This window comes from Calditrichota bacterium, assembly GCA_013112635.1.
Classification (GTDB): domain Bacteria; phylum Calditrichota; class Calditrichia; order Calditrichales; family J004; genus JABFGF01.
Map to the genome: position 1 here is coordinate 291,152 of JABFGF010000004.1, position 13,847 is coordinate 304,998.

Below are 13,847 nucleotides of genomic sequence, written 5' to 3' on the forward strand. Positions count from 1 at the left end.
TTTGTTATCGGATTAAGATCATTTTTTTGGAAGTTGTAAAATCACCGGCACTAACCCGGTAAAAATAAATACCGCTGGCTACCTGTTTCCCGAGGCTGTTTTCACCATGCCAACTGACCTCTATTTCGCCACTTTTAACCTTTTTGTTTAGCAGATTTTTTACTTTTCTACCAAGGACATCAAAAACATCCAGTTTGGCCTGAACGCCATCTGCAAAAAATGGAACGGAAAGTTTGATTGTCGTGACCGGATTAAAGGGATTTGGATAGTTTTGGGAAAGGGCATATTTAACCGGTAAAATTTGAGGCGTAAAATTCTCATCTTCAGAAGCAATCAGTTTTAAATGGTTTTGTGTTTTATTGTTTTCAATCTTAAAAGAATCGCGCTCTTTTAGATTGAACCACTCACCGCTTTCCAAATGATACAAATAAAAATGTATTTCTGATGAACTGCCAACATTCTCCCAGCTTAAAACAATTTCTTCTTTATTACTTCCTTCCACAATTAAGTCCCAAACCTGGGATGAGTCGACTGAATTGAAATCTTCAAGACCTGATGTAAACAGACCCTTTGTTTCTTTCGAAAAGAGACGGATATTATCATAAATTGCCGGAGGTTCTAAAGCACTTTGATAAAAATAAGGATACTCCTTTTTATCAACGGCAAGACCAAAATAATTATCTGTATCAGCCGAGCGGCCCTGCTTTACTTTTAAGCGGATAACTGCATCCTGTTCATTTTTGCTGAGAATTGAGCTTGTTTTTGGCAGGCTTGTTTCGAGCAGAACAAAAGGTTTCGGATTATAGTGAACTGAAAGCTCCTGGTTTGTTTTTAACCAGTATCCTGTGTTTATGCTCATTTTTGAGGATGTTTCGTGCCGGTAACCACGAGAGATATTTGATGCATTCCAATAATAAATTCCGGAATTTATCAAACCATCAGAAACAGCCTGTTCAAAAGTGAAAGAAGTTCCTGAGTTCGTTGAGAACGTAATTTCATCAAAGCTGATATTCCATGACCAGGGATTGCCGATCATATTCCAGCCATTCTGCAGTTTAACAACAAAATTGTTATTTGCATCAATCATTTCGTATTGCTGCAGATCCACATGAATTATTGATGTGCTGAAAACCCAATAACCCAAACCAGCCAGAATCGAATCTGGCGTAATAAACTGATAGCGCTCATCCTGCCAATGGCGTAGTGCCTTTAGATTTGGTGCGTTAATTTCAACACCACTTCCTAATATTTTGCGCGGCAAAGCTACCATCTGCCAGTAACCATCCATAATATCAATCTCGCCCGATTTGACATTTACCGAAACTGAAGAGCTGTTATCACCCAAGGCGCCATTCCCGGCTGTATCAAGAGCGGCCACCTGGAAAAGATAACGGCCGTTTTCCAGCGGATAAAAATCCAAACGTTGTTCATTTGTTGTATCGGATTCAATAACTGTTGGCTGTGCATCGTCAATTTTTGCAAAGCGGTAAATATAACGCATCAGGTTTTGTGGAGTGCCAATTGTACTAAAAGCCGTATCATTTGCCTCAAATGCAAAAGTAAGATTTGCCTGACGAACCGTATCGGGATATGATTTGAATAAAGTGGTTTGCGGGGCGCGTAAATCCCGATAGGAAACCAGCATTTGAACATCCATACTTGTGTGAACAGTTGTATCTTCCTGGACTACAAAATCGAGTTTACTATTATACAAAGAGTCTTTTACCAAACTTGCAGCGTCAAACCGAAATACAAAAACATCGTTACTGTTTCTATCCAGCTGAAGTTGTTTTGGAAAAACCGTAAGCCAATCCGGGAGATTGCCTTTTATAGAAACGGTAACCGGAACTGTTCCGTTATTCAGTAAAGTAACAGGCCGGGTTAGAGTATCGCCCTGTCCAAGCTGTACACTTAAAAGTGATAGAGAACTTCGTATTTCCTTAAAATCAATCCGCCCCTGCAATACTGGTGAATATGCGTTCGATGCTCCGTTGGTATCCACAAAAGCAAAGCGGTAATAAAACTCTTTGCCAAAATTTAATTCGTTGTCTTCAAAAGAAGTTGTGCCAAGCGGTATAAGTGAAAGGGCATTTAATGTATCAGGTTCAAAATTATCAAGGGAATCACGAAAAATCATTGTTCCTTTGAAAAGCCCTTCTTCTTCTGCGGCCACCTGTTGCCAACTCAAAGTAACTGATGAATCTCTTATTTCAACTGCTGCCTGAGGAATAGAACTTAAGGCCTGGGGCAAAGCAAGGTTTCCAAACAATCCAATATCTGACCGGGATTCTGTTTCACCATTGAATATTGCCGGATCGCCTTTATCAATAAGGCCCGAACCCGGAGATAATTTAAGATCATTAAATCCATCGACGTTCCCATCTGCACCAAATGGGTTGTACATAAACACCATCAAAGGGTCATCGGCAATATTTCCACTTCCCAGAGATGCGCCTGCTAATGCAGTATTATTCACGTAAAAATCATTATAGTTAATATCAATGCTGGAATTATCAGAACTAACGGCTGTGTTATTGGCCAATAAAATAGAATTTCGTAAATCTACAATGCTGTTATTTTTAGCAAAAAGACCACCACCATTTTGATTGAAAAGTGAATCATTATTGGCAATAATGGAATTTAAAATCGTTGCCTGACTATTTTCTAAAGCCAGCCCAATTTTATAATTATCTACCAGCACACTGTTTTCAATATTTAAGATTGCACCATTTGTTGCAAAAACTCCATTTCCATCACTATTCAGGCCATTGCTCAGAGCTTCGCCAACAAACGTAAATTGCATGTTTATGGTAGAATTGTCTATAAGAATATTAGCATTCCCATTCTCTGATAGAGACGTTTCCAGCAAGGTTACATTAGAATTATTTCTAAGATTTAGTCCTGTGCTGTTTGAAGAAACGTTGCTGCCGTTTTCACGAATTTCTGCATTTATAATAGATAGATCAGAGCTTAATGAGGCAACACCGAAAACATTATTACGCTGGACTTCCATTTGTGAAAGCGTCATTTCAGAGCCATTGAACTGCATACCTCTTTCATTATCTTCAACAAAAACGGCATTCAGCTTTCCTTTGTTATTATTAAACTGGGCTGCTTTCTCAAAATGCCTGATGTGAATTTTTTCAAAAACCAGACTATCATTGTTTTCTGCAAACAAAGCCTGTGTCCCAGATTGAATTCCATCATCTTCAAAAGTAAGGTTATAAGCTTCGAACAACTGTGTGCCTGATACATTTAGAACTGTCTGTGAAAATATATCCTCATTATCAAATTTCAGCACAACAGGAGCTGTATCTTGTGATGCAACAAATAAATCGTGATTAATAGAAATGTGTTCTGTAAAAACGCCCGGATGAATAAGAATTGAATCACCACTAAAGCTTTTAGTAATTGCCTGGTTAATCGATACAAATGGATTAGCAAAACTACCATCGCCATCTTCAGCATTGCCATCAACCCACCAGATTTTTGCCGAGCGGCTCTCATTCTCATAAATAACCCAGGATGTAAAACCGTCAATCTGTTCATAAACAAGAAGATCCAAATCGCCATCAGCATCATAGTCGATTGATAAAATGTTTTTAGGAAGAATTGGAACCGAAATAATATCTTGCGTTTGTAAAACCCCTTTTTCACTTAGCAGTAGGGTTATGTCGTTATTTGAATGCCCGATAGCAATATCGTTAAACCCGTCAGAGTTAAAATCTGCCGCATAAACCGACTCAATTGGATTCGCAAATTGACGGCGGTCTTTTTCAACTAAAACACCGTCTTCATCAATATTAAAAAGTTTTAACAGATTTTGCCCGCCACCTGTCCCGGCAATTATTATTTCTTCAGCATCCTTAAATGTACCGTCCTCCAAAACATTCGCTGTACTGATAATCGTCTGAGAACCGATTTCTGGCAATGTATTAAAGAAAGATGTGAACGAAGTTTTCTGATTGATAATCCTGGCAATATTTGTGTTATCCGTTCCGTTTGATGAAACCATATCAAACAGACCGTCATTATTCCAATCTGTCCCCGAAAATGTATGTGCCGTCCCATTTAGAATTATAGAAGTAAGAGTGGTAAAATCATAACCGGAAACCAATTCACCATAATAGCAATCTATTTGCCGGAATTCGTCCAGATCCAGCAAAATAGAAATATCAGGGATGCGATCATTATTAAAATCCTCGATTAAAACATCATTAAGAGTACCGGTGTTTGTATAACTTTTAGAAAATGTTTCAGTAAACCCATTGGCCAAATCATAGCTATAAGCAAAAAGGGATGTATTATTAAAAAGGATTATTTCATTTATACCATCCATATTTAAATCGGCCAGCCGTAATTTTGAATATTCAACACCGCTATCAAAGCTATTTTCTTCGCTATATGAACCATTAATATTTTTAAAGACCGTTACCTCTGTTCCGGACAGCTCGATTAATTCCGGGATTTGATCCGCATCAAAATCATTAAAAAGATATTCGTTATTTCCGTTTCTGGTTTGGATTATTCCTGCCTGTTGAAACTGGGCTTTTCCACGAAATGCACTTGTTCTGAATCTCCAGCTAAATCCATTTTCCAAGGCACCACTGCTTTTGGTTTTAATAGAATCAGTCAAAGTAACCGTAATAATTTCCCCGGCTTGTAATTTATCCTGCGCTGTTAAATAGAGTGTATTTGAGGGACTGTTAAAAAATGGACTAAAATCTATATTGCCTGAAAAAGAACCTTTGACAGCAATGTTTTCTTTTACCAGGCTTGCTTCATCCATTTCTCTCTGAAAAAAGATTTTAAACGGATTATCTTTGTCAACATCTGCCCTGTTTGGTGTAGGATCGACTAAAAATAATGAGCTCTGATCCAAACCTATTGTGTACAAATTAATATTGAGAGCGGACAAAGAAGCACTTATTTCAGAACCATCATTATTCGTTTCAGTATCTACCGCTTCCCAATTGGAAGCATTATTTTCAAGAATTTGAATAGATTCCGGCAGTGGCCGGCCTAATAGATCAAGTTCTGAAGATTCAAGATAAAAAGTGATTCTTGCATCGCTGGATGATAAGCTGACATTGCTCCAATCGAACTGGTAAATCTTTGGTAAAAATGATTGAATGCCCTCATCGATATTAAAAGTTGTATCGGGATGCGTTTTGATTACCAATGTGCTGTCTCCAACTGGGTTTAATTGTCCCGAATTAAATTCGATTTTACCGTCTGCAAACCATACATTTTTTTGAGGTGCAAATAATTTTATCTTCACGTCTGAAGCTGTGCTGTCAAATAATTCCCAGGATGTATTTATTAATGGAATAGATAGTTGTTGCTCAACCGATGCCTGGTCTGTTGTACCCCAGTAATTCTGGCTTAAATTGAGACTGGTGATAGTAGTTGTTGAAGTTATATTATTCAGTTGAGTTTTGTCGCGGTTATGGAAAAGGTTATTGCTAAGATTTGCCGCCCCACCTACTGAAACCTGAATAGTATTATCAAAAAAGAGACCGCCACCGTTATTAAGGGCTGTGTTTCCTGTAATTGTATTTGTCCAAACATTAATAGCTGAACTAATATTGGCAAAAGCCAAAGCCCCGCCATTATTATCTGCCTTATTATTTACAATAATATTCTTTCTAAAAAACACATTAGCCGAAGATTCAATAGATCCTGCACCACCATTATTTCCTGCCTGGTTTTCAGCGAAGGAATTTGATCTGAATGTCCAGACAACCGAATTCCCTTTTAGATTAAGTGCTCCTCCATCTGTAGATGCCGTGTTATGAGATACGATATTGTCTTGAAAAAAACTATTTCCACTTAGCCCGTTTGAACGGATAAAAACCGCACCGCCACTATCTGCAGAATTTGCGTAAAAATTATTTTTGTTGATTTTTACATCAAAACAATTTACTAACGCCAGGGCACCTCCGTTATTGTTTGCTGCATCATTATTAAAGAATTCATTTGAATACATTTCAATGGTGCTGTTTTCGCCATAAATACCGGCACCAAAACTATTCTGATTATTGAAAATTTCACAATTTTCCAAAGTTAATGAGCTGTTAATTATTGATAATCCACTGCCATTGGCTGATTCTGTATGTGTAATCTTCAGGTTTTCAATGCGCATTGCCAAAGTAGAAAGAGAATCACCAGGGTTTAGGGTAATCGTTGGTGTATTTGCAGAACCAATAATTTGAGGTTTGGATGCCGTAGTTTCACCTTTTAAAACAAAATCGGGTTTATTAATGATTGAAATATTTTCATTGTAATCACCTGCAATAACAGAAACTGTATCATTTTTAGAGATATTACCTATGGCAAAGTTTATCGTTTTATATGGATTTACCTTGCTGCCGTCGCCGGAAGTATCATTTCCAGATTCACTGACCCAAATTGTTTTAGGCGGTAAAGACCAGGCTTTTGAAGAAAAGCCATCCATAGCAAAGAGGTAGATACATCCCAGTAAAATAGTAAAAATCCGATTGCGTGAATAATGCATATCGCACCCCGTTTAAATAGTTGGTTTTAAAAAGGGAAAAATGAACATTTATCGCCGTTTCATAAATGACAATAGTCACAATAGATAAGAATTATTGACCACTTTTTATCTTTTCTGTAGATAGGTTTTTTGCCAATATTTGAAGGAAAGCCAATCAGACTAAAATAGAAAATTATAAACAGGGGTTGAGGAAATTGAATGGTTACAGAATTTTTTTATAGATAAGGTATGTATCCCAAATTTTGTCCACATAGGTTGTTGTTTCGTGCGAACCATAGAAATACCCATATTTTGGCTGGCCATTTGGCCAAACCTGAAGGTGTAACTCCCAATCAGATTTTTTTAGCATTCCCAGATATGGTTTTACAATAGGCCATTTATTGTCCGACTTTTTATGATAAGAGGCTATCTCTTGCGCATCAAACACCCTTCCAGGCCCGGCATTATAACTTGCTAAAGCAAGGCGTGTACGGTCAACAGGTTTTGAATCAGGAAAATATCGCATTTGCTTCTTTAGATGGTAAATACCTGCTGTAATATTTTCACGTGGATTTTTCATTATGTATTTAATATCCAGTTCACGACTTATTTCTTCCGCCGTCATTGGCATTAATTGCATCAGGCCTTTTGCTCCCACACGGCTACGGGCTTTTTCTTTAAAACTTGATTCCTGAGCTATTTGAGCTACAATCAAGCGCCAGTCGAAACCATATCTTTTGGAATATTTTTTTATTATTGGTTTGTATTTATCAATGGAACGTCCTAAACGGCTGTTTTTTAAATTACGGCTTAATTTACCAAGATGTCTTTTATCCTGCAGACGTTGTTCAATTTCCGCAATAAGTGAATCACTGGACACATCACTTTTATCTACAACGGTAGGTTTATTGCAGGATAAAAAAGATAAGGTAAAAAATATAATGAGCAATGTAATCAATTCTTTCATCTAATTGAGGCTCATCCCTATTATTAAACCAACAATCAAACCAATCATTATAAATATACCACCAACAACAATGCCAACAGCCAGGTTGCCTTTTTCAAGTTCGCTTGGAATGTCAAAACGGGTGGTTTTATTAAAAAGTTTATAAGTCCCTACAGAAGATAATATGCCAATTATCACACCAAGTATGGCATAAATAAAATTTCGTAGCATGATAAAATCAAAAGAATCCATTTCCATAACAGGCCTCAAAATTTAAATATCTTTGGTTCGAATCAGATCGATAATACAGTTTTTTATATTTTATGTCAATCTTTGATTATTAAATAGCTTCTTTACTTTTTTTGCGGCCTCTGCAATTATTATAACATTTGCTGCACTCTTCCAAGAGGACACCTGTCACATTTTGAAACGCGGCAATAGCTCTCATCCAGCTCTATAAAGGCCTGCCCAAGTGTAAATGAAGGCCAATAAGAAATATAATATTTTAACCAGGGCTTTTGGCGATAGATACTTTTATAGGTGCATGTCCCGGGAATGTACAGATAAAAATCCTCCAGGTATGAAACAAATCCGATATTTCCTTTTTGTTGCGCGTGAGATAAATGTAAAGGTATCAACAGGTTTACAATTATTTCCTTAATACGCTGCCGGCCCAAATAAAATTTGTTTGTATGATTTTTAACAGGTTTTTCCAAAGCATAATGTTCCTGCCAGTAGCTGTCTGTTTTTAAGCTTAAGTATTCTTCAAGTTGCGATAATAAATCCGGATAAGGCAAGCGTTGTTCGATAAGCGAATAAAAAAAATCAAATAAGGAGTCCGTCTGATAACGGGAAATTAATGCAACCCAACCGGCCAAGCGGAATTGGGGATGGTTTAATGGCCTTACGGCAGCAAATTGCCAGTTAGCCTGCGAAAGTGCTGCAAAAGGCAATGAAAGTGACAATTGGTTGAAAATTCTTTTTAAACTAAGGGCGAAAGAATCCTTAAAGTCTGAATCAAGAAAACCGGCCAACCCCATGTACATGGCCAGCAACTGAAGCGGTGATTTTCTATATTTATTAACTTGCTCAGCACTGACCCGCAGGGCCAACCATTCAAAAACGTGTTTATTATACGGGTAACCCAATGCCCTTAAATAGGCTTGGTAAAAAAGCTGGTGAACAGAATGATTCTCCAGTTTTTTACGGAAAGCATGCATTTTATATTGCAAACGGTTGATTGCCAATTGCTGCAAATTTTTTTTAATATTTTGCGGTTTTTTTGCTGCCCGGCAATTTGTTTGAATATTTTTCTTTAGATATGCTTGCGGCACCGGTAGAACAAATATTGGAATTGCTTCAGAAAGCTGAACATGACGCGTACTTTCATCGCATCCAGGTTCATTAAGAAGAACATGAAGTTGTACCTCGCGGTAGGCAGGGTTATAATGATGCTGATGCCCGTACCAATCATTAAGCGAAATATGCATTTCAACTGCACCATGAAAAAGTACGCCGTTAAGCTCAAACCGGGCACCCTGATAATCCGGGCCTTCATGTTCATTTAATCTCCCGGATGAAATTATTTTTAAGGTACTCTGCCCCCAACTAAGAATCTGATCTGTAGCGGCGTAGTACTCCCAAAACCTGTATAGATTGGTTTCTTGCATTTAAGGTTTTCCATTAATAAATTCCAATCGTTACAATAAATCACATTTGGAATATAACACATGGAATACAAAACTTCAAACGAAATAAATAAAGCAAAAGAAATTTCAGACCGGATTGATTTTATCCGTCGCCAAAACAATTTAACCCAGGAACAACTGGCGGTGGAACTGAATATCAGCCAACCGGCAGTTAGTAAATATCTAAAAGAACGCATTCCGCCGTCAGATGTATTATTAAAACTGGCCAGATTGGGTCAAACAACCATCGAATGGATTTTAAGTGGGGAAAAAAGATATTTCTATGAAGATCAAGCCAGCCGGGTAAAGGATAATGAAGATACTTATTCGGTGGATACGGATATAATTCTTGCCAGGAAAATTGCATTACTGCCAACTGAAGCAAAAAAAACAATCAGTGATATGATTGATTTGCTGTTAAGTTATTGCAGGTAACGCCGGGCTGACACAAAATGCTCAACATAGTAGGTTGCAGTTAAATTATCAATAACTACACCGCGAGAGCTTGAGGCATGAATAAAGCGGTTCTGCCCGATGTAAATTCCAACATGATCCACACCGCGCCCGCGAATGTTTTTAAAAAACAACAGATCCCCGCATTTAAGCCAGTTACCTCTTACAAAAGTACCGGAACCATACATGGCCTCAGTTGTGCGGGATAATTTATAGTTAAATACCTGAAGATAAATCTGTTGTACAAACCCGGAACAATCAACACCGTTTTTTGTATTTCCACCATATAAATATGGCGTACCCATCCAGGGCTTAGATGCAGAAACTATATTATGACAAGGCCGGTTTTCATCTGAAGTTTTAAATCGGGAAGAGCGGTCAATTATTGAAACGCATGAACTGATCAAAAAAGCAAGTAATAAAAGGGGCAAATAGTTGAAATATTTCTTGCTGCAGATTATGGATTGCAAATCCGAGAATATCTTTTTCAACTTATTTATGACCTTATTTGTAATTATCTAATATTCTCTTTTTTGAATATAATCGCTTAACTCAAGCATTATTTTTTTATGATCGGATTCCGGGAAATGCGATAAGCACTGATATGCTTTTTCAAAATAATCATTGGTCAAATTATTTATTTCATCCAAAACACCTTCGCTGTGAAGCGCCTTTCGGTAGGCTCCCAAGTCCAGTTTATTAAAAGCATCTGCTCCAAGTTTTTGACGCAGTTTAATACTCAAAATGGTCTGCTTGTGCATTTCAAAATCCGAACCCACTTTTTTGCCCAGCTGTGATTGGTCTGCAACAATATCTAAAATATCATCCTGAAGCTGAAAACCCATGCCAAGGTTGTGGCCAAAATCGTAAAGCAGTTTTTCCTTTTCTTTATCAGCACCGGCTACCATCGCGCCCAATTGGCAGGACATCCGGATCAAAGCCGCGGTTTTTCGTTCAATCATATCCAAATATTGTATATCCGTAATAGAGCTGTTTTCTTCAAACATTTTATCCAACCCCTGGCCTTCACAGATAATAATCATTGCTTCTGTAAAACGGTCTGCCAAATCGGCCCTGTTTTTTACCGGGCTTTGCAAAAGTTTCTGAAATGCAAAACCAAGCAGTCCGTCTCCGGAAAGAATGGCTGTATTGACATCCCATTTTATGTGAACCGTTTCTTTGCCACGCCGTGTTTCATCCTGGTCCATTATATCATCATGAACTAATGTAAAATTATGCAGCAACTCCACAGCAGCGGCGGCATATGATGCGGATTTTGTATCTCCACCGGCAATGCCACAACTGAGCATAACCATCAAAGGTCGTATTTTTTTTCCGGATAATTCCAGAACATAATAAATCGGATCATAAAAAAGAGGTACATCCTGGTAAGTTGTAAGGCTGTTCATTTCCTGATCAATAAGCTGTAGATAGGGAGATAGTTTTTCTTGTAATGGCATATTATTTTATCAAAGTTTTGGGTTTGTATTTCTGCGATTTTGTAGGTTGAAAAGAATCGGAAAGAAAGCAGAATTCTATAATCCTTTACGCGTTTTACTTCCTACTTCTTAAATCTTACTTCTTATTTTCATTTCTAACCTTCGCAAAGGATATCATAAATATCATCTTTGTTGGGGGCCTCTAATAATCTCTGGCGTACATCATCGTTTTTAAGAAAACGAGAGATACTGGCTAACGCCTGAATATGCGGACCAGATGTATCGCGTGGTGACATAACCAGGAAAATAAAATGAGCCGGTTTTCCATCCAGGGACTCAAACTCAATACCTTCACGATGAAACCCAAAAGCAATAATCAGCTTGTCAACAGAATCACTTTTGGCATGTGGTACCGCCAGTCCATTTTCCATTCCGGTACTTAAATGTTTTTCCCGTGTTAAAATATCCTTCAAAGCATCTTCACGGCTTTTAACAAGCTCTTTTTCATGCAATACATCCAGCAATTCATTAATAGCATGTTTTTTATTTGAGCTTTTTAAAGGTGCGACGATTACATCTGGTGTTAAAATTTCTGATAATTTCATCAATCCTCCATGTATTTTGGAATTTAGCTAAATGCCTTTTTGATGTCAAAATAATGATTCTGTTTTTAAAATTCATTTAGCCAATATTTTTGGCTTGTAAATAATCTGTAATTAGATTACGAAAAAATTGGAGACGAAAGATGCAGCTAAACGATTTACTAAAAAAAGAAAATATCAAAATCCCCCTGGAAGCGAGAGAGCGTGATTTCGCAATAAAAGAGCTTATTGGGCTGATGGATGGACAGATAAATGATAGTGAGTTGGCTTTTAATGCTGTATTGGAACGAGAAAAAATAATGACTACAGGGGTCGGCAACGGTATCGCCATCCCACATTGTAAACATCAATCTTGCCCGGATTTTACAGTTGCGCTGGGCGTTGCAGAAACAGAGATTGATTTCGCTTCAATCGATAATAAAAAGGTAAAATTGGTGTTTGTACTTCTCGGCCCTGAAAACAGCCCGGCAATTCATATTAAATTATTAAGCCGCATATCCCGGTTAATGAGCAACGAGCAGATTCGTGACCAATTATTATCCTGTGCTACTGCTGAAGAGGCTTTCCAACTTATCAAATCTGAAGAAGAAAATTTCCCGGAAATTGAATAAAAATTTTGCCTCTCTGCTTTGCTGAATAAAGTGGGAATTAGAATGTAGGAAGCAGGAAACTCTTAACGGGAAATCTTAAACAATCATTTTGACAACATAGCAAAAATGCAAAACGACGAGAAACTAGGCAGTTATAAAATAAGCGGGAAAATTGGTGAAGGCGGTATGGCCGAAATTTACAAAGCCTACCAGCCAGCACTTAAACGCCATGTGGTCATCAAAAAATTAAAAGACCCCAACCGCGAAATTATTGCCCGTTTTAAAAAAGAAGCTTTGCTCAGCGCATCTTTTAGCCAGGAAAACGTGGTTGCCATATATGATTTTTTGTATATGAACCGTGCCTACTACCTGGTAATGGAATATGTTGATGGTGAAGACCTGAGAGCGCTTATAGACTGCTCTGCACCCATGTCAACCAGCCTTGCCGCTATGATAATCCTGGAGCTTGCACATGGCCTGGAATATACGCACAACCAAAGTATAATCCACCGCGATATTAAACCCAGCAACGTACTGATCTCCAAAGAAGGTAATGTAAAACTAATTGATTTTGGCGTGGCGAAAGATGATACAAATGTCCGCTTGACAATGACCGGCCTGATTGTCGGGACTCCTTCATACATGTCACCGGAGCAGGCACATGGCGATCCGCTTGGGCCGCAAAGCGATTTATATGCTTTGGGGATTTTACTCTATGAAATGCTGACCGGCATAAAACCTTTTTACGGGCAGAATAATACGGAGATTTTAGCAAAAGTGGTCCGCAGCAAATACACTCCTCCGCATCGTATCAACCCAGAAATATCTCTGCGCTTAAGACGTGTAATAAAAAAACTGCTCAAAAAAGATATGCGCTCCCGTTATAAAAATGCCGCTGCCTTAATCCATGATTTGGAAAAATGTGTCTCCTGGCAGACACGAAGTCGCAAGAAAGAGTTGTTTGCACGGGTTTTAGACAACATGGATAAAACGGCAATAACCCATTCCGACGATACCTTAAAAGCAGCTATTCTGGAAAACACATCTTCCTGGGGTTGGAATGCTTTGCGTTACAGCCTTGTTGCAGCTTTGCTGATTAGCGGATGGGCAATATTTAAGCAATTCAGCAAAAAAGAGTTGGGTTATATAAAAGTTGAAAATCCTGTTAAGAAAATGGAATTGGTTATTGACAATAAAAAGGTTAAACCGGTTTTAAGCAGAAGTGCCCTGCTCGGGCCCTTTCTAAAAGGCGGCCATTATCTGCAGGCCAGCGACCCTGCCAGCAACTCAACCTTTGTGGCCAAAACCACAGTAAATGCAAACGACACAACCTTGATTAAAGTTGAACTCCCAAAAAACCATACTTTGGCTTTGCTAAATATTTCCATTGAACCTACAATTGCTGAATTACTCATCGATGGATTTGTTGCGAGCCCGGATGAAAACAACACGATTCAGTTAAAAGCAGGCTGGCATGAAATAGAAATAAGAAAAACGGGGTATGAACCCATAAAAGATAAACGCTTTTTCCGCGCCGCCGAAACCTACATTATGGAATATAAGCTTACCAAAAAGTAAAACACATGGCTCTACACTTTCTTTTTTATCTTGCCTTATATTTTTGTAATTTTCC

At 38.1% G+C, this 13,847-nt stretch carries 10 protein-coding genes; 3 read left to right on the forward strand and 7 right to left on the reverse strand.

The annotated features are described in order from the left end of the window. Nucleotides 1–4: 4 nt before the first annotated feature. The 4 genes from HND50_12815 to HND50_12830 form a co-directional block, all read right to left on the reverse strand. Nucleotides 5–6,517, reverse strand: a complete 6,513-nt coding sequence (locus HND50_12815; GenBank protein ID NOG46116.1) for a T9SS type A sorting domain-containing protein — start codon at nt 6,515–6,517, stop codon at nt 5–7. A gap of 202 nt (nt 6,518–6,719) precedes the next feature. Further along, complete coding sequence (locus tag HND50_12820) at nt 6,720–7,463, reverse strand: transglycosylase SLT domain-containing protein (protein ID NOG46117.1); 744 nt, start codon at nt 7,461–7,463, stop codon at nt 6,720–6,722. Next, nucleotides 7,464–7,694 (reverse strand): DUF350 domain-containing protein, encoded by a 231-nt coding sequence (locus HND50_12825; GenBank protein ID NOG46118.1) that lies wholly within the window; start codon nt 7,692–7,694, stop codon nt 7,464–7,466. Nucleotides 7,695–7,822: 128 nt separating this feature from the next. Next, entirely contained in the window at nt 7,823–9,112 is a 1,290-nt protein-coding gene (locus tag HND50_12830) for a DUF2851 family protein (GenBank protein NOG46119.1), read from the reverse strand. A gap of 60 nt (nt 9,113–9,172) precedes the next feature. Here HND50_12830 and HND50_12835 point away from each other — a divergent pair, with 60 nt between their 5' ends. Then, on the forward strand, nt 9,173–9,565 hold the full coding sequence (locus tag HND50_12835) for a helix-turn-helix transcriptional regulator (protein NOG46120.1): 393 nt from the start codon (nt 9,173–9,175) through the stop codon (nt 9,563–9,565). Here HND50_12835 and HND50_12840 read toward each other — a convergent pair. From HND50_12840 to HND50_12850, 3 genes are all read right to left on the reverse strand, one after another. After that, complete coding sequence (locus tag HND50_12840; protein ID NOG46121.1) at nt 9,553–10,074, reverse strand: C40 family peptidase; 522 nt, start codon at nt 10,072–10,074, stop codon at nt 9,553–9,555. The two genes, HND50_12835 and HND50_12840, sit on opposite strands and share 13 nt — an antisense overlap. Before the next feature lie 27 nt (nt 10,075–10,101). Then, entirely contained in the window at nt 10,102–11,043 is a 942-nt protein-coding gene (locus HND50_12845) for a polyprenyl synthetase family protein (protein ID NOG46122.1), read from the reverse strand. A gap of 134 nt (nt 11,044–11,177) precedes the next feature. Then, the gene (locus HND50_12850; GenBank protein NOG46123.1) at nt 11,178–11,627 is read right to left on the reverse strand and encodes a PTS sugar transporter subunit IIA; all 450 of its coding nucleotides are present in this window, start codon (nt 11,625–11,627) and stop codon (nt 11,178–11,180) included. A gap of 140 nt (nt 11,628–11,767) precedes the next feature. On the opposite strand from HND50_12850, the gene HND50_12855 reads away from it, so the two are divergent. Next, a complete protein-coding gene (locus HND50_12855) occupies nt 11,768–12,235 on the forward strand; it encodes a PTS sugar transporter subunit IIA (protein NOG46124.1) in 468 nt (155 codons plus the stop codon). Between the two features lie 105 nt (nt 12,236–12,340). Further along, nucleotides 12,341–13,792, forward strand: coding sequence for a serine/threonine protein kinase (locus HND50_12860; protein NOG46125.1), 1,452 nt, complete (start codon nt 12,341–12,343; stop codon nt 13,790–13,792). Nucleotides 13,793–13,847 lie beyond the last annotated feature (55 nt).